Annotated in this window: 17 protein-coding genes and 1 pseudogene; 4 read left to right on the top strand and 14 right to left on the bottom strand. The window is 62.0% G+C overall.

What is annotated here, in order from left to right; translation table 11 throughout:
- Positions 1–369 precede the first annotated feature (369 nt).
- The 4 genes from AC0L3O_RS28105 to AC0L3O_RS28120 form a co-directional block, all read right to left on the bottom strand.
- Positions 370–1,017, bottom strand: a complete 648-nt coding sequence (locus AC0L3O_RS28105) for an aminotransferase class I/II-fold pyridoxal phosphate-dependent enzyme (protein WP_473617265.1) — start codon at positions 1,015–1,017, stop codon at positions 370–372.
- Between the two features lie 4 nt (positions 1,018–1,021).
- A complete protein-coding gene (locus AC0L3O_RS28110; protein WP_473617266.1) occupies positions 1,022–1,459 on the bottom strand; it encodes a hypothetical protein in 438 nt (145 codons plus the stop codon).
- 190 nt (positions 1,460–1,649) lie between these two features.
- On the bottom strand, positions 1,650–2,204 hold the full coding sequence (locus AC0L3O_RS28115; protein WP_128174500.1) for an OsmC family protein: 555 nt from the start codon (positions 2,202–2,204) through the stop codon (positions 1,650–1,652).
- A gap of 198 nt (positions 2,205–2,402) precedes the next feature.
- Positions 2,403–2,966 (bottom strand): TetR/AcrR family transcriptional regulator, encoded by a 564-nt coding sequence (locus tag AC0L3O_RS28120; protein ID WP_023799212.1) that lies wholly within the window; start codon positions 2,964–2,966, stop codon positions 2,403–2,405.
- Between the two features lie 420 nt (positions 2,967–3,386).
- Between AC0L3O_RS28120 and AC0L3O_RS28125 the strand changes: the two genes are divergently transcribed.
- Positions 3,387–3,560: an isochorismatase family protein gene (locus AC0L3O_RS28125; protein ID WP_353682583.1), complete on the top strand. Its 174-nt coding sequence runs from the start codon at positions 3,387–3,389 to the stop codon at positions 3,558–3,560.
- 400 nt (positions 3,561–3,960) lie between these two features.
- Here AC0L3O_RS28125 and AC0L3O_RS28130 read toward each other — a convergent pair whose 3' ends face one another.
- The 5 genes and pseudogenes from AC0L3O_RS28130 to AC0L3O_RS28150 all read right to left on the bottom strand — a co-directional run bounded on the left by AC0L3O_RS28130 (position 3,961) and on the right by AC0L3O_RS28150 (position 6,682).
- The gene (locus tag AC0L3O_RS28130) at positions 3,961–4,131 is read right to left on the bottom strand and encodes a hypothetical protein (RefSeq protein WP_473617277.1); all 171 of its coding nucleotides are present in this window, start codon (positions 4,129–4,131) and stop codon (positions 3,961–3,963) included.
- Positions 4,132–4,220: 89 nt separating this feature from the next.
- A pseudogene (locus AC0L3O_RS28135) lies at positions 4,221–4,592 on the bottom strand (DUF2076 domain-containing protein); the annotation flags it as partial.
- Between the two features lie 51 nt (positions 4,593–4,643).
- A complete protein-coding gene (locus tag AC0L3O_RS28140) occupies positions 4,644–5,360 on the bottom strand; it encodes a Bax inhibitor-1/YccA family protein (RefSeq protein WP_023799215.1) in 717 nt (238 codons plus the stop codon).
- 21 nt (positions 5,361–5,381) lie between these two features.
- On the bottom strand, positions 5,382–6,155 hold the full coding sequence (locus tag AC0L3O_RS28145; protein WP_473617279.1) for an anti-sigma factor family protein: 774 nt from the start codon (positions 6,153–6,155) through the stop codon (positions 5,382–5,384).
- Between the two features lie 8 nt (positions 6,156–6,163).
- Positions 6,164–6,682 carry a sigma-70 family RNA polymerase sigma factor gene (locus tag AC0L3O_RS28150; RefSeq protein WP_287230473.1) on the bottom strand — a complete coding sequence of 173 codons (519 nt, stop codon included), beginning with the start codon at positions 6,680–6,682 and terminating at the stop codon, positions 6,164–6,166.
- Positions 6,683–7,058: 376 nt separating this feature from the next.
- Here AC0L3O_RS28150 and AC0L3O_RS28155 point away from each other — a divergent pair, with 376 nt between their 5' ends.
- The 3 genes from AC0L3O_RS28155 (at position 7,059) to mazG (ending at position 10,486) form a co-directional block, all read left to right on the top strand.
- Entirely contained in the window at positions 7,059–8,210 is a 1,152-nt protein-coding gene (locus AC0L3O_RS28155) for an OpgC family protein (protein WP_473617268.1), read from the top strand.
- Positions 8,211–8,392: 182 nt separating this feature from the next.
- Entirely contained in the window at positions 8,393–9,577 is a 1,185-nt protein-coding gene (locus AC0L3O_RS28160; protein WP_473617269.1) for an amino acid aminotransferase, read from the top strand.
- An 84-nt stretch (positions 9,578–9,661) separates the two neighbouring features.
- Positions 9,662–10,486 carry a nucleoside triphosphate pyrophosphohydrolase gene (mazG, locus tag AC0L3O_RS28165; RefSeq protein WP_473617270.1) on the top strand — a complete coding sequence of 275 codons (825 nt, stop codon included), beginning with the start codon at positions 9,662–9,664 and terminating at the stop codon, positions 10,484–10,486.
- Positions 10,487–10,492: 6 nt separating this feature from the next.
- On the opposite strand, the gene hflX is transcribed toward mazG, so the two are convergent.
- From hflX to AC0L3O_RS28190, 5 genes are all read right to left on the bottom strand, one after another.
- Positions 10,493–11,884 carry a GTPase HflX gene (hflX, locus tag AC0L3O_RS28170; RefSeq protein WP_473617271.1) on the bottom strand — a complete coding sequence of 464 codons (1,392 nt, stop codon included), beginning with the start codon at positions 11,882–11,884 and terminating at the stop codon, positions 10,493–10,495.
- On the bottom strand, positions 11,885–12,130 hold the full coding sequence (gene hfq / locus AC0L3O_RS28175; protein ID WP_006202172.1) for an RNA chaperone Hfq: 246 nt from the start codon (positions 12,128–12,130) through the stop codon (positions 11,885–11,887). It abuts the gene before it with no gap.
- Between the two features lie 145 nt (positions 12,131–12,275).
- A complete protein-coding gene (locus tag AC0L3O_RS28180; protein WP_287240843.1) occupies positions 12,276–13,136 on the bottom strand; it encodes a D-amino-acid transaminase in 861 nt (286 codons plus the stop codon).
- 188 nt (positions 13,137–13,324) lie between these two features.
- Positions 13,325–14,686 (bottom strand): nitrogen assimilation response regulator NtrX, encoded by a 1,362-nt coding sequence (gene ntrX, locus AC0L3O_RS28185; protein ID WP_027153990.1) that lies wholly within the window; start codon positions 14,684–14,686, stop codon positions 13,325–13,327.
- Positions 14,676–17,006, bottom strand: coding sequence for a sensor histidine kinase NtrY-like (locus AC0L3O_RS28190; protein ID WP_473617273.1), 2,331 nt, complete (start codon positions 17,004–17,006; stop codon positions 14,676–14,678). Before AC0L3O_RS28190 ends, ntrX begins: the two co-directional genes overlap by 11 nt.
- Positions 17,007–17,020: the final 14 nt, after the last annotated feature.

Consider the following 17,020-nt stretch of genomic DNA (forward strand, 5'->3'; position numbering starts at 1 on the left):
CGTCTCGCCAATGGCCACACGCCCGTGCGGTGATCTTCGGAGCCGGTCACGGCAGCACCTATCCCGGCAACGGCAAGCCGGTCTGCTGCATCGACGCCGGCGACATCCCGACCACCATGCATGCGGCGACTGAGGCCGAGCACAAGGCCCCCAGCCGAACAGGCCGGTGCCTTCCGCTCTGTCGGCAAAACCCGAAACTTCCGCCGAAGCGATCTTCGGGATTACCGCAGCGGCCTTGCATCCGCGTTGATTGGTTGGGTCCCTCGCCCCGCAAGCGCCTGATGTATATGCATGAGGGCGCTCGACAGCACTGGCCGTGGGCATGCGATGTTGAGGCGAACATGGCAGCCACCGTTCGACACGAACATCTCACCGCCTTCCAGTACGACGCCTGCTTTTTCCAGGAAGAAGCGCGTCAGGTTGATCGGCCGTGGGAAATAGGCCGACAAGTCGACCCAGGCGAAATAGGTCGCATCGGGGATCTTGAATCGGGCTTGTTGCAGATGTTGGCCAAGGAAGGCCGCAACCATCCGAAAGTTTTCGTCGAGATAGGTGCGTAGCGCGTCCAGCCACGCACCTCCATCGGTGTAAACCGCGACCGCCGCGGCAAAGGCTGATCGGATTGACGAACGGATAGTGCCGCTCGCGCCACTGCGCGCGAAGCGACGGATCCGGGATGATGACGGTCGCGAGCATCAGTCCAGCGAGGTTGAACGTCTTGCTGACCGCCATACAGGTGACGATGTCCTTGCTGTCCGGAAACAGCTTCGCCAGCGGGAGGTGCCGTTTGCCCCGACGCAACAAATCGGCGTGAATTTCGTCCGACACCACACGAACGCCATTGGCGAAGCAGAATTCGCCCACACGGCGCAGTTCGTGCTCCGTCCAGGCGCGGCCGGTTGGATTGTGTGGGTGGCACAGGAAGAACAGCGTGACAGACGGGTCCTTCACCTTCGCCTCGAAATCGACGAAGTCGATTTCATAAAGCCCATCCTTCAAGACGAGCGCGGATGACACCAGTTCATGGCCGGTCTGAACGGCTGCGCGCTGGAAATAGCCATAGGCGGGCGTCAGGGGTCAGAATTTTGTCCCCTGGCGCGCAAAGATACTCCGCAAGCGCATAGAGCGCCGGGATAACGCCCAGCGACACCTGCAAGGCCTCGCGTTCGAAGCGCCAGTCGTATCGCTCGACGCACCAGGGATGGAACGCGTCGTAGAGTTCGTCGCCCATGTTCATCGTGTACCCGAAGATCGGGTGCGCCAGCCGTTCCGTCATTGCATCGAGGGCAGCTTGCGGCGCGGCGAACTGCATGTCCGCGACCCACATCGAGATCAATTCAGATCGAGGGACTGGCAACTTCAAATCGGCGTCGCCGCCGAACAGATAGTTCTCGAAACCGTCCTCGGCCACGGCGTTGGTCGCGGTGCGTGGAATGATGCGGTCGAAGTCGAAGGTCATGGGTGCGCCAGTATCAACAGGACTGCGAGCGACGGCATTGCCGCCATCATGTTCGGAGGGCCGGCCGACATTGGACGGCCAATGACGACGCGATTGGCAAGGGTGGCGCCCGACAGGCCGCAGGAGGTGAATAGCTGCTCATGGTAGTTGCGGGCGCCCGGTGTCGACAGGAAGGTTGGGTTGGAGGGACCTAGGCCTCGACGATCTCCAGCTTCGAGACCATCCGGATCGCCTTTGAGAAGTTCGCCAGGTTGACCGATGTCCTGGTGACGACGGCGTGAAGTTCTTCCAGCCGGTCGCGCGGGGCGTCGGTCGTCAGGCGAACGACGTAGCTGACCTCGTCGTAGCCGGGATTGACGCTCTCATCGAGCCCGAGGAAACCGCGAAGGTCGAGTTCGCCATCGGTCTCGATCTCGAGGCTGTGTACGGTGATGCCCATCGCCGCGGCATTGACGACGTAACCGACGGTCAGGCAGGCATTAAGCGCCGCCATCAGCAGCTCCTGGGGATTGGGCGCCGAATTCTGGCCGAGCAGTTCGGTCGGCTCGTCCGCGGCGATCTCGAAGTTGCGCTGATGCTCCAAACCGCCCAGCGAATAGTGGCTGACGGTCGCGACGGAGCGGGTCTGGCCGGCCCACTTCGTCTTGACGTTGAACCGCGCGCTGCGCTTCGACGGGTCTTCGGCAACCCCCATTGCGAACTGCTGCAGGGCGGTAACGTCGATGCCATTGGGATTGTCAGTCATGTGAGATGTCCTTGTTTCTGGATGTGGAGTGATGGTGGAAGAGGATCGTTTTCCCAGGCGGCGGGTAGCCGCCTTGTTAAGCCGTTATGGTCACCACAGACTTTGTCGTTGCCGCTCCAACCCGACTAGTTGGTTGGCTTCCATGGGGAAATGAATGCCGCAGTTCACCGATCCCGGGGCCCGAGCGCCTGCCCGTTCTCAGGTGCCTTCGATGATGAGGCGGATGATGCCGTCGTCGATGACATCGCCGTCTTTGGTTGCCCAGTCGATGAAGCTGGAACCCTCCAGCAAACTTAACAGCATGAAGGCCTTCTGCCTGGCGCCGCACCCGAGCGGAATTTCGCCGCGGCCTATTCCCTGCTCGATGATCCCGCTCAGCCACTTGAGCTGAATATCGAAGAAGCGTTTGGTCATCTTTTGCAGCCCAGCCGGGAGCGCCGACATTTCCGCGGCCAGCGCACCACACAAGGGCAAAAACCCGCTCTCGGTGCTCTTCCGGAACATTGTAAAGAAGGCTTCGAGACGTGCGATGACGCCACCGTTCTCGGCCTCGATCCGATCGAAGTCACGCCGGACCCGATCAATATAGGCTTCGACGATGGCGGTCCCGAGATCCTCCTTGGCGGGGAAATGATGGTGGATGGTCGGCTTGCTGATGCCCACCGTTTTGGCCAGATCCGCATAACTGAAGGCCGCATACCCTTTGGTCCGTATCAGACCCTCCGCGGTCTTTATCAGTGCATCACGTGTTCCGATTGCCATGGTCTTTCCATCCGGGCGCCCGCCGTTCCAATTGCTTCACCTTACCGGTCGGCGCGCAGCCAGCCGATCGCTCGATCAAAGCTGCTCATAGGCTTCGAGCGCGCGGGAGGAATAGACATAGGCCCCTCTCTCGCGTGGCGGCCTCCACCTTATGGAAGGCGCTCGTAACCGGCGGGGTCGCTTTTGCCAATCCGCCGACCCGCTTGACCAGCGCGCCCAGTCTTTCGTTCCAGGTGTTCAATCGGATTGTCCCGCCAGCATGAACTTTGACTCTCTAACCTACCTACTAGTCGGTTGATAGAAGAGCGATCGCCCTCTGTCAAGCCTAAATGAAATTGTTGCCACGAAAGCGACGCCCCCTGAGGTAATGCGTTTGCCGGGCTTGACGAGCTACTGGCGGAATTGGGCGTCGGTGAATTGGTGTTATGCGGCGTCAATACGCACGCCTGCATCCGCATGGCTGCGGTGGACGCCTATCAACGGGATTTCCGGGTGGTCCTGGCCGAAGAATGCGTCGGCTCTTACGACGCAGAGCACGCGCGCCTCCCTGCATTACATGAACGGCTAGATAGCCAAAATAGCGACTGCTTCTGAGATCCTTAAACCTCTCGCGCAATCTCGCGCAATCTAATGAACGTCTGAAAGGCACCGACTGCGGTCATCATCACGAGTACATCCGATAAAGCACAAGCGGGATCAGGCCCACTACAATTGCAATGACGGCGCGTTCCAACCATCGCATAAATTTCGACTTCGAACGATTACCCGATATCAAGTTACCCAGCATGTCACCGAGAAATTGGAGCAAATCACCCATCGTATATCCCAAGTCGTCATCGCCCTGCCGCTGTGAATGCACTACATCATTTACTTTTTAGGTTGATGACATGGCGGCTTAGGGCCGCACCCTGCCCTTCGCGTTGTCCTTGCCAGACACTCAAAACCAACGCCGGGAATTCCTGCTCAGACCGCCCTGCGCGCTTGCCGCTCCTTGTCAGAAGTCAATATCGCCGAAATCGCCACCGCCATCGGAGCCGGCATCGTCTGCCTGGTCGGAACCGCCCTCCTCTGCCTGTGACGCCGCCGGCTCGGTTGCCTGCGCTTGGCTTCCGCCAAACATGCCGGTGATGGCGTTGCCGAGAAGCACGCCGCCGGCCACGCCCATTGCAGTCTGCGCGGCTCCGGCGAGGAAACCGCCGCCTGCCCTTTGTTGATCATTGCCAGAAAGCGGCTCCTGCGGCGCAGCGGCAGCGGTGCGCCCGACCCGCGGGACCGAACCCGAGCGCCGCCGCCGAAGAGCCCGCCAAGCAATCCGCCGCCGGCAGACTGCTGTGCCTGTTGCTCCAGGTCTTCGATGCGGGACTGCGCCGCGTTCAGCACCTGTTCCTGAACAATGATCGTCTGCGCCATGTAGTATGGCGCGCCGGGCTGCCGGGCAATCTGATCGTTGATAAAGCGTTCCGCTTCGGCGTCGCGTGGCGGCGTCTGCCGCTCGACGTTGCCAAGTTTCTCGAAAAGAGTGGCGATCGCCTGCTGGTCGTTCCTGTCCATGGGAAGCAACTCCGATATCCAGTCGCGCCGCGTCCCGAGAGATTTTCGCGGCGCGTTTTCCAAGTCTCTGTTCATGCATGTCGCTGCTGCAAAAATGCTGCCGCGACATGCATGGATTTGACGCGGCTATTCGCGCTCGCCGGTGAAGTTCAACAGCAGCTGGAAGATGTTGATAAAATTCAGATAGAGCGAGAATGCACCGAAGACGGCGAGCTTCTGCTGCGATTCCGCACCGAAGTTTTCAGCAAATTGCTCCTTGATCGTCTGGGTATCCCAGGCGGTGAGGCCGATGAACACGGCGATGCCGATCACCGAGATGGCGAACTGAAGCGCGGTCGAGCCGAGGAAGATGTTGACGATGCTGGCGATCACCACGCCGATCAGACCCATGATCAGGAAGGACGAGAACTGGGTCAGGTCGCGTTTGGTCGTATAGCCGTAAAGGCTGGTCGCGCCGAACATGGTGGCGGCGATGAAGAAGGTGCGCGCGATGCTGGTCCCGGTGAACACCAGGAACACGGAGGCCAGCGACAGGCCCATGACCGCACAGAATGCCCAGAACATCGCCTGAGCGCCGGCTGCGGACATCGTCTGTATCCGGAACGAGAACAACAGCACGAAGGCGAGCGGCGCCAGCATCACCACCCACTTCAACGGAGTGGAAAAGATCGGCACGTAGAGGGCTGGCGTCGAAGCCACGACGAAGGCGATCACGCCGGTAACGACGAGGCCAATTCCCATGTAGTTGTAGACGCGCAGCATGTGCTGGCGCAGGCCCTCGTCATAGACGGCGCCGGTTTGGGCTCCGACGCCGGTGCGGTAACCTAGATTGGGGGTGTTCATGCGGCTTCTCCTTTGTGAAGGTCAGTAAAGCGTGTTGGCGAGCGTTTCTGCGGTGCGATCGAGATCGCGGACACCGCTTCGGGCGACGACTGCGTAAGCAACTTCGCCGATCTGGAAATAGGCCGAGGAAATTTCGCCCGACGGGGCGACGGTCGGCTGGACGACGTCGAACGTGCCGGGCCTGATCGCGAACAGCGAGACCAGTCCCAGGTCTGTTGTTTCGACAGCCATCTCGACGCTCGGGCCGAACTGCGATGGATAGATCTGGACGTCACGGACTTTCCAGTCCTTCGGCAGCGACGGCATGACGATCGCCGTGGCGGCGCGGATTTCGTCCGCATCGTAATCCGGCGCTTCGGGCTGGGATGACATCGCCTCGCGTATGATCGTCGTCCTGTGTGCCCGGATCGCCTCTTCCAGATAGACGGGCGGCTGGGTCGAGGCGACGACTTTCGTCACCGATATCGGCCCGACGATCCCGTTGGCCAACCAGCCCGCAGCCAGCAGGACTGCGACCGCCGCAGCCCGCTGCAACGTGCGCAAGGCGCGCCCTCGAGCCAGTCCCCGTTCCAGCCGCCGTGCCGCATCAGCCGTCGCCGGCCGCGCCATGCCCTTGCATCCGGCAAGCGCCACGCGCAGTTCGTCGCGCGTCCTGAGGTCGGACATGACGCGGGCGGCAGCCTCCGGACGGGCGGAAAGGAACGCCTCGACCCCAATGCGGCGGGCAACGTCCAGCTGGTCGTCGACATAGGCGTCGAGGTCGGCATCGGTCACCGGGTCGCGCAGTTCGCTCATCATGGACATCACGGGCCTCCCACGATCTTGAGGTGGCTTTTCGCATGTGCCGGCAATTTGTCCTCCATCTCGCGAAGCGCTGCGCGCGCCCTGCCGATGCGCGACATCAGCGTTCCCAGCGGCACGCCGCTGGCCTCGGCCGCCTGGCTGTAGGTAAGTCCCTCGATGGCGACGAGATGCAGCGCCGAACGCTGCTCATCCGGCAAATTGAAAAAAGCTTCGCGTACCTGTGCCAGGCGGACGGAATGCTCCTGGGGTGCCTGCATGCTGGCGTCGGCAAGATATCCGGCCTGCTCGACCCGCGCCGCTTCGGATTTGCGGGACCGCAAGCCGTCAATGAAAGCGTTGTGGACGATCGACAGCAGCCATGCGCGCAGGTTTCCGCCGGATCGAAAGGTGCCGCGCCGCTCATAGGCACGCACCAGCGCGTCATGCACAAGATCCTCTGCTTCCGCGCTGTCGCGCGTCAGAGAACGCGCGTAGCGTCGCAAAGAACCAAGCTGTCCTACGATATCGAAGCGTGGCATCGACCCTCTCACGTCCTGTTTACGGAGCATGGCAGGCTTTTAATCCCGCTCTTTGAGTTTTTTGAGTTTTTTGCGATCCGGGATGTCAGGCACAGCCGGTACAACGCCACCAGTGCGCGTACGGCTTCCTTGTCCGGGAACGAGCGGCCCTCCCCGCAGCCGCCTCAATTCGCCGCGCGGTTTTAGCGCCACCGGGGATTTCGATGTTTATCCCTGAATTAATTTGTGACGCGAAAAATCGCGAAAGTGTCATCTTTTTCGGGGCACTTGCGAGTTATAGGCAGGAAACATTCACCGTCGAATCTTCCCTTCGCCGACGGCCCTTTGGGCCCGCTTTTGTTCAACGAATTATCGACCCGACATGACAAGCCCCGACATGACAGGCAATGTGCCAGCCCAGCGGGATACCCGCATCGATGTCTTCCGCGCGCTAGCGCTGCTGACGATCTTCGTCAACCACGTGCCGGGGACGATCTTCGAGTATGTCACGCACAAGAATTTCGGCTTTTCCGATTCGGCCGAAGCATTCGTGCTGATTTCGGGGATTGCCGTTGGACTCGCCTACGGACTGAAGTTCCAGCCGGGGAATCGGTTGCTCATCACCCTGAAGGCCTGGCGGCGTGCCGGTGTCCTCTATGTCACCCACGTCATGACCACTGTCGCGACGCTGGCGATCTTCTCGGCGGCTGCATTGCATTTCTCGCGGCCCGATCTTTTGAAGCTGATCAACATCCAGATGATCATTGAGGACACGCCGGAAGCGCTGCTCGGCATCGCGGCGCTCGGGCATCAGATCGGCTATAACAACATTCTTTCCATGTATGCCGTCGTACTTCTGATGATGCCGGTTTTCCTGTGGATCGGCACTTTCAGCCTGCGCCTGATGCTCGCTGCGTCCGCTCTCCTCTGGCTCATCGTCGGCGTTTTCCAGATCGCGCCTTCAAATTTTCCCGGCGACGGCTTCTGGTTCCTGAACCCGCTCTCCTGGCAGTTTCTCTTCGTCATCGGCATCGCCGGCATGCTGCATATCAAGCGCGGCGGCGAAATCCGCTTCAACTGGATGATGGCGAGCGCGGCAGTCCTGTATCTGGTCGGCGCGCTGATCTGGGTGCGGTTGCCGCTTTGGGGCATCGAGACGGCCTCCGGCCTGCCTACTGTGCTGACTGGCTTCGACAAGACGTTCCTGTCGCTGTCGCGCCTCATGCACATTCTGGCGATCGCCTATCTGATCGTGGCAATCCCGGCGCTTTCCAACCTGGCGAAGACGAGGCCCGGACACCCGCTCGCGGTTCTCGGCAAGCATTCGCTGCCGGTCTTCATCGCCGGAACGATCCTCGCCATGATCGCGCAGGTCATGAAGGTCGTCAGCCCGGGCGGCCTCCTCTACGACGCGATCCTGATCTCGACAGGCATCGCGCTGCAGTTCGGCTTCGCCTACTACCTCGAATGGTTGCCGCGGATCGGTTGGGGCGGCAAGAAGCGGCAATCTGGAGCCGCCTTGCCGTCTGCTGCCCTCAAACCGGCATGATGGAACGGCGCGACGCGCCGTGCGTTCAAGGCCTTTCCCCGGTGCGAGCCTCGCCTCCAGGCCACGCTTTGGATTCCTGTGTCCAGTCTCCCGGTTGGCGGTTTTCAGCCTGGCGCAAATGAAAACCGCTGGCGCAGCACAGCCGATTTGCGTATCACTCCGCCGCCAACGGAGCCGCGCCGATGTTCGAAAACCTCCAGCCTGCCCCAGCCGACAAGATCCTCGCCTTGATCGGCCTCTATCGTGCCGATCCCCGCCCCGGCAAGGTCGACCTCGGCGTTGGCGTCTACAAGGATCGCGATGGCAAGACGCCGGTGATGCGCGCCGCGCGCGAAGCCGAAAAACGATTGCTGCAGAGCCAAGACACCAAGACCTATCTCGGCCTTGCCGGCGATACCGGCTTCAACACGGCGATGGCGAGGCTGGTTTTTGGCCCTGCGGCCGAGTTTTCGCGCATCCGTGCGGCTCAGGCGCCCGGCGGCTCGGGCGCGCTGCGGCTGGTGGCCGAGCTGCTCAAGAGGACGCGATCCGACGCGACGATCTGGTTGTCGGATCCGACCTGGCCGAACCACATGCCGGTGATGCGCGCCGCCGGCCTGCAGATACGCGAATATCCCTATTTCGACGCAGCCTCAGGTGCTGTTCGCTTCGCGGACATGATGAGCGCGCTGGCGACCGCCAGGAGCGGCGACGTGGTGCTGCTGCATGGTTGCTGCCACAATCCGACAGGCGCCAATCTGGACATCGCGCAGTGGGCTGAAATAGCAGACCTCGTCATCGAGCACGGCCTGCTGCCCTTTGTCGACATTGCCTATCAGGGGTTTGGCGAGGGCCTTGACGCTGACGCCGCCGGCTTGCGCCTGCTGGCAGCAAAAGCCCCGGAAATGGTCGTTGCCTCGAGCTGCTCGAAAAACTTTGCCGTGTATCGTGACCGCGTCGGCGCGGCGATGATCCTGGCAAAAGACAGCGCGCAGGCGGATGTCGCAATGAGCCAGATGCTGTCGGCGGCGCGCGCCATGTACTCGATGCCGCCGGACCACGGCGCGGCCGCGGTGCGCATCGTGCTTGAAGACGCCACGCTGCGCGCCGACTGGGAAGCGGAGCTCGAGGAGATGCGCCTGCGCATGCTGCGGCTTCGGGTGCAGTTCGCCGAAGCGCTGCGGCGGCAGTCCAATTCCGATCGCTTCGATTTCGTCGCCAGCCATCGCGGCATGTTTTCCCGGCTTGGCCTGTCCGAAGCGCAGGTCGAGCGGCTGCGCGCCGAGCACGGCGTCTACATGGTCGGCGACAGCCGCATCAACGTCGCCGGCCTGCCGGAGGACGGCATGGACGCGCTCGCCAAGGCGATCGTCTCTGTGCTCGACTGAGACTTTGAGCGGCGCTGTGGACAATCGCCCCTCGCCTTGCGACGGCGTTGGCTGCACCGTCGGACGCAGGCTAGCATTCAACCGATGAAACCCTCGAAAGATATTTCTCGGCTGATCGAGATCATGGCGGCGCTGCGGGCGCCGGAAACCGGCTGCCCGTGGGACGTCGAGCAGGATTTCTCGAGCATCGCGCCCTACACGATCGAGGAAGCCTACGAGGTGGCGGACGCCATCGCGCGTGGCGACCTGGACGATCTGCGCGACGAGCTCGGCGACCTTCTGCTGCAGGTCGTCTACCATGCGCAGATGGCCGAGGAGGCCGGTGAATTCGCCTTTGGCGACGTGGTCCAGGCCATCACCACAAAAATGATCCGCCGCCATCCGCATGTCTTCGGCGACGATGAGGCGCGCAGCGCCGGCATGGCCAAGGGCATGTGGGAGAAGATCAAGGCCGAGGAAAAAGCCGAAAAGCGAAATGCCCGCCTCGCCCGCGGGCACGATCCGGAGGATCATGTCAAGGGTTTTCTGGACAGCGTACCGGTCGCCCTGCCCGCTTTGACGCGGGCGCACAAGCTGCAGGAAAAAGCGGCCCGCGTCGGCTTCGACTGGAGCGAGGCCACGCCGATCCTCGACAAGATCGAGGAAGAGATCGGCGAGTTGCGCCAGGCCCTTGCCAAGGGCGATACGGCTTCGATCAAGGACGAGTTCGGCGACATGCTGTTTGCCGTCGTCAATCTCGGGCGTCATCTCAAGGTTGATTCCGAAGCGGCGCTCAGCGGCACCAACGAGAAATTCCGGTCGCGGTTCCACTATGTCGAGCAAGCGCTGGAAAGGTCCGGAAACACCCTGGAAAAGGCGACGCTCGACGAGATGGAGGCGCTTTGGCAGCAAGCTAAAAGCGCGAAGTAACAGAAATTACCCGTTGTTTTTACGGTGCAATCTGGCTTCTATCTCTTCGTGTGCGCTTCGCGTCGCTTTGAGCGACACGGTTATACCGCCATCTTCATTGTCGGTGCGCGAGACCACGTCGCCATTGCGGTAGAGCCAGTCGACGAACCCAAGCTGGTCAGGCTTGAGCGTGACGGTCTGCGTTTCCAGTTCGCCTGAAACTCGTGTCTCGATGATCGCCTTCAGCACATCGATGCCCTCGCCGGTGGCGGCCGATATGGCAATCGGCGGTGCCTTGCTGCCGTCGATCCCGTCGGCGAGCAACCGCTCCCGGTTGCCCTCATCGAGCCGATCGATCTTGTTCCACACTTCGATGACGCGCCTGCCGTCGCCGGCATCGACGCCGAGATCGGCGAGGATGCGCTCGACATCCTCAGCCTGGGCGGCCGTGTCGGGATCCGAAATATCGCGCAAATGGATGACGAGATCGGCCTCGACCACCTCTTCGAGCGTTGCCCGGAAGGCCGCGATCAGATGCGTCGGCAGGTCCGAAATGAAACCGACCGTGTCCGAAAGGATGACCGGCGTGCCGTGCGGCAGCCGCACCCGACGCAGTGTCGGGTCGAGCGTGGCGAACAGCATGTCCTCGGCCAGCACCCCAGCTCCGGTCAGCCTGTTGAACAGCGTCGACTTGCCGGCGTTGGTATAGCCGACAATGGCCACGACCGGGAACGGCACCTTCTTGCGCTTGGCGCGGTGCAGGTCACGGGTGCGTCGCACTGTTTCCAGCTCGTGCTTGAGCTTGTTGATCTTGTCCTGCAGGACACGGCGGTCCGACTCGATCTGCGTTTCGCCAGGGCCGCCGAGGAAACCGGCACCGCCGCGTTGGCGCTCGAGGTGAGTCCAGCTTCGCACCAGCCGGCCCTTCTGATAGTTGAGGTGCGCCAGATCGACCTGCAGCGTGCCTTCCTTGGTCCGCGCGCGCTCGCCGAAAATTTCCAGGATCAGGCCGGTGCGATCCAGCACCTTGGCGTTCAATTCCTTTTCCAGGTTGCGCTGCTGCACCGGCGTCAGCGGATGATCGACAATGACCAGTTCGGCACGGCCCTCTTTGACAATCTCGGCGAACTCCGCGACCTTGCCGCTGCCGAGCAAGGTGGCAGGCCGGGGATCGTTGACGGTCACAACCGCGGTATGGATCGGGTCGAGGTTTATGGCTTGGGCAAGACCAACCGCCTCGTCGTGGCGGGCCTCGGCAGAACGCGTCAGACGCGGGCGATTGGTGTCTTCGTCGCCGCGCGGCTGGCGGGTAAGTACCGGCACGATGACCACGGCCCGGGTCGGGCCTCCGGCCTCCGCCCCCGGCTGATATGCTGGTTTTTCGCGAACGCTGCGATCCGCGTCTTTCTTACGTGCCAATCAGGCGCCCTGGCTTTCCTCGCCATCGAACATCTGAACCGGCTGGCTCGGCATGATCGTGGAAATGGCGTGCTTGTAGACGAGCTGGGAGTGGCCGTCTCGACGCAGCAGAACACAGAAATTGTCGAAGGAAGTGACCACGCCGGTCAGCTTCACGCCGTTGATGAGGAAGATGGTGAGTGGGTTTTTGCTTTTGCGAACTGAATTCAGGAACAGGTCCTGAAGATTTTGCGATCGTTCCGCCATTGTTCTTGTCTTTCGCCGATCCCCTTCGGTTTGCAGGCCAATGCGCCAAATTAACTGGCACATGTCAAGCGCGCAAACACCGTCTTGCCGTCAATAACGACAAGCAGAACGAGATATATTGATGTTCATTCCACCTGTGCGGTTATCAGGCTGGACTTTTTTCCGCAACGTCAAAAAAGGCGTGCCGCAAGGAAAGTGTAATCGAGCCCGGATGGCCGTTGGCGACCGGAGCACCGTCGATCGCCACGATCGGCATGGCGATTGTGGTCGCGGAGCTGATGAAAACCTCGCGCGCGGCCTTGGCTTCGGCGACCGAAAAGCCCCGCTCCTCGATCTTCAGGCCGAGCTTGGCGGCCACGTCGAACAGCGTGGTGCGGGTGATGCCGCGCAGGATGCCGTGCTCGGCCGGACGCGTCACCAGCACGCCGTCCCTGGTGATGATCCAGGCGTTCGACGACCCACCTTCCTTGACGGTGCCGTCGGCATCGACGAACCAGGCTTCCTGGGCGCCGGCTTCCTTGGCCTTCTGCTTGGCGAGCACATTTGGCAGCAGGCCGACCGACTTGATGTCGACCCGGTCCCAACGGTTCTCCGGTACGGTGATGACCTTGATTCCGCTTTCGGCCCTCCTGGCGGCAGCAGCGGGGTCGGCTTTCCTGGCGGTAACCACCAGCGACGGCTTCGTGCCTGCCGGGAAAGCAAAATCACGGCTGGCGACGCCGCGCGTCACCTGAAGATAGACCAGGCCATCGGCGACATGGTTGCGGCGGACCACCTCGCGCAGGACAATCGGCAACACGCCCGGCGTGACCGGCCAGTCGATCGACAATTCGGTCAGCGAGCGGTTCAGCCGTCCGAGATGGCGAGGCATATCGACGATGAAGCCGCGCGCCACCTCGCAGACCTCGTAGACACCGTCGGCGAACTGATAGCCACGGTCCTCGATATGCACGAAAGCGTCGGCGTGAGCGACATAGCGCCCGTTCACATAGGCAATGCGCGGCATGGGTCACCCCTGAAGAAGTCAGCGCATGGCCCCCGAAAATCGGAATCCATTTTTCGGGGAAGACCATGCGCAAAAAACAAAATGCTACGGCGTCCGTTGCGCGTCCCGAAAGACGTGCGGCAGCGTTTCTTATGCGATTCCGCCGCCGCCGTAACCGATAATTGCGTAGGCCACGACCGGATTGGCTGTCAGACGCCCAGCGACTTCAGCTTCCGGTGAAGCGCCGAGCGCTCCATGCCGATGAACTCGGCCGTCTTCGAGATGTTGCCGCCAAAACGGTTGATCTGGGCGATCAGATAGTCCTTCTCGAACTGTTCGCGCGCTTCACGCAACGGCAGCGCCATGATGTGCTGATCGGATTGGTTCGGCGTGCGCGGCATGACATCGCCGATCTCGGCAGGCAAGAGATCGGCGGTGATCGGTGCGTCGATATCGTCGCCGCGCGCCAGGATCATCAGCCGCTCGACGTTGTTGCGCAACTGGCGAACGTTGCCTGGCCAGTTGTGCGCCTGCAGCACCGCCAGCGCGTCGTCGCCGATGCGCCGCGGCCGGATGCCGGCCTGGCGGGCGATCTGCTTCATGAAATTGTCGACAAGATAGGGGATGTCCTCACGCCGCTCGGCCAATCCCGGCACCATGACCGGAACCACCGCCAGGCGGTGATAGAGATCCTCGCGGAAACGACCGTCGGCGATCATCGCCTCCAGGTTCTGCGACGTCGACGAAATGATGCGGACATCGACCTTGACCCGTTTGGTGCCCCCTACCCGCTCGAACTGCTGCTCGACCAGCACGCGCAAGATCTTGTTTTGCGTTTCGCGCGGCATGTCGGCCACTTCGTCGATGTAGAGAATGCCGCGATGGGCTTCCTCAAGCGCGCCGACCTTGCGTTCGACACCGTTTGATTCGGTGCCGAACAGCTCGACCTCCATGCGCTCGGGCGTGATGTTGGCGGCGCTCAGCGTGACAAACGGGGCGCCCTTGCGCGCCGACAGCGTGTGGATGGCGCGCGCCGCGAGTTCCTTGCCCGAGCCGGAGGGGCCGATGATCATGACGCGGCTGTTGGTCGGCGCGACGCGCTCGATGGTCTGGCGCAACTGGCTCATCGCCGACGACATGCCGATCAGGTCGAAGGTCTCGCCGCTGCGCAGCTTGAGATCCGAAACCTCGCGTCTCAGCTTCGAGGTTTCAATGGCACGTTCGGCGATGAGGATCAGCCTGTCGGCCTTGAACGGTTTTTCGATGAAATCATAGGCGCCGCGGCGGATGGCCGAGACCGCCGTCTCGATGTTGCCGTGGCCCGAGATCATCACCACCGGCAGGCTCGGATGCATCGTCTTGATCTCGTCCAGCAGCGCCAGTCCGTCCAGGCGTGAGCCTTGCAGCCAGATGTCGAGGAAAATCAGCCTCGGCGCCCGGTCGGCGATCGCAGCCAGGGCGCTGTCGGCGTCGAATGCCGTGCGGGTTTCGTGACCTTCGTCGCTCAGGATACCGGCGACAAGCTCGCGGATGTCTTCCTCGTCATCGACGATGAGAATGTCAGACGCCATTACCGACCTTTTCAGTTTCTCTTTCGGGTTCTGTCTTGCCTTCGCCGCGCGACGGCACAGTGGCGGCGAGTGGCAGGATAATGCTGATCATCGCGCCTCGCCCGTCGTGGAAATCCGCCGGCGCGTCATGCAATTCGAGCCGGCCGCCATGGTCCTCCACTATCTTCTTGACGATAGCGAGGCCGAGCCCGGTGCCCTTCTCGCGTGTCGTCATGTAAGGCTCGAGCAATCGCTGGCGGTTCTCGCGCGGCAAGCCCTTGCCATTGTCGATGACATCGATGCGAATCGTACCATCCTGGCGCCCGGCTTGAATCCGGATTATGCCGTGCGAGCGGTCCTTTTGATCAAGTCCGTCAATCGCCTCGGCTGCGTTCTTGATGACGTTGCCAAAGGCCTGCGCCATCAGGCGGCTGTCGAACGTGCCTTTGAGCGGTTCGTTGCCGAATACGCGCTCGAAGGTGATATCGGAGCGGCTCACCTCGACGAGGAACGAGGCTTCGCGCAACGATTCGCGCAAATCGAGGGCCTTCATTTCGGGCTTGGGCATGCGTGCGAAAGCGGAGAACTCGTCGACCATGCGGCCGATGTCCTCCACTTGCCTGATGATCGTATCGGTGCACTGATCGAAAACCTCGCGGTCTTCGGTGATGACCTTGCCGTAGCGGCGCTTGATGCGCTCGGCCGAAAGCTGGATCGGCGTCAGCGGGTTCTTGATCTCGTGGGCGATGCGCCGCGCCACATCCGCCCAGGCCGAGGAACGCTGCGCCTGGACCAGATCGGTGATGTCGTCCACCGTCACGACATAGGATTTCTCCTCCGAACCGTCGTCGCCGGCCTCGACCGTGATCTGCACGTTGAAGGTGCGCTCCGCACCGGCGCGATAGAAGGTCACCTGTTCGCGATGGACAGGCTTGCCCGACTTGCGGCCGATCTCGAAGACGCGGCCAACATGCGGCAGCACGGCGGAGAGATTTTGCCCGAGTGCGGCGGTGGCGGATATGGCCAGCATCGTTTCGGCCGACCGGTTGACGATGGTAACGATGCCATACGGATCGACGCCGATAACGCCGGCGGTGACACCGGCAAGCACGGCTTCCGAAAAACGCCGCCGCTCGTCGATCAAATCCTTGGCGGACAGAATCTCGTTACGCTGCGATTTCAGTTCCAGCAGCATCTTGTTGAAGGTGTCGCCGAGCGAGGCCACGTCGCCGTCGGAGGGCCGAACCGGCACGGCAACGTCGAGATTGCCGGTCGCGACCTCGTCGGCCGCGCCGATGAGCTGGCGGATCGGCCGCACCAGGCGGTCGGCCACGGCGATGCCGGTCCAGATGGCGGACAGGATGATGATCAGCGTCAGCGACAAATAGGGAAGTGCAAAGGCCACCTGCGAGGTGCGGCGACTGTCTTCGAGGCCGCGATATTCGTCGCTGTTGGACCTGACAATCTGCCGCGCCTTGATCACCTCGGGATCGACGAGCCGGATGGTGTAGAGATAGAGCCCTTCGATCTCGCGCAGTTTGACGATGGCGCCCATGATGTTGCGCGTCTTCGGCTCGATCAGCACCGGCCTGCCGTCAGCGGCACCGCTCATGGCGCCTTCCGGCGGCTCCGGCATGGCAAAATCGGCGTCGGTCTTGGCGCTCATGACGAACGAACCGTCGGACCTGATCAGTGCGGCATGGGCCAGCGAGCGTCCAACGGCTTCCTTGTTCATCAGATCGAGGAAGCCGGTTCGATCGAGGCCGTAGAGCGTGCGGGAGGCGTCGAGATCGTAAGCCATCGACAGGGTCGTTCCCTGGAGGTTGCGCGCGTTCTCCTGCACATAGGCATCGGCTATCGACAGCGACGAATTGACGATCGTCTTGGTGCGGATTTCGAACCAGCGATCAAGACCGATATCGAGCGTGATCGAGGCGATGATCGCCACCATGATGGCGGGAATCGCGGCGACCAGCGCGAACATCGCGACGATCCGCACATGCAGCCGCGACGCCGCCTTGCCGCGCCGGCGCGCCATCACGATACGATGTACTTCGCGGCCAACCAGCGCGATCAGGAACAGGATGAACGCCGCATTGACGGCGATTAGCGCCAGCGTTGTGCTCTCGTCCGGCGTGATCGGCGTGGCACCGACGAGGATGGCGAAGGAGATCGCCGCCGTAACCAGCGCACCGGCAATTGCCACCACGCCCGGCAGCGCAAGCAGCCGGCGCCCGTCACTTGTGCGGGGTTCGCTGAAAAGCGTTTCGCTCAGTCTCGTTGCCCGTGGAGCCATGTCGCCGTCTAGAGCCAGTGATTGCGTCGGATGTATGCAACGCATTGTGGCGATTATGC

It is taken from the genome of Mesorhizobium sp. WSM4810 (assembly GCF_055811235.1).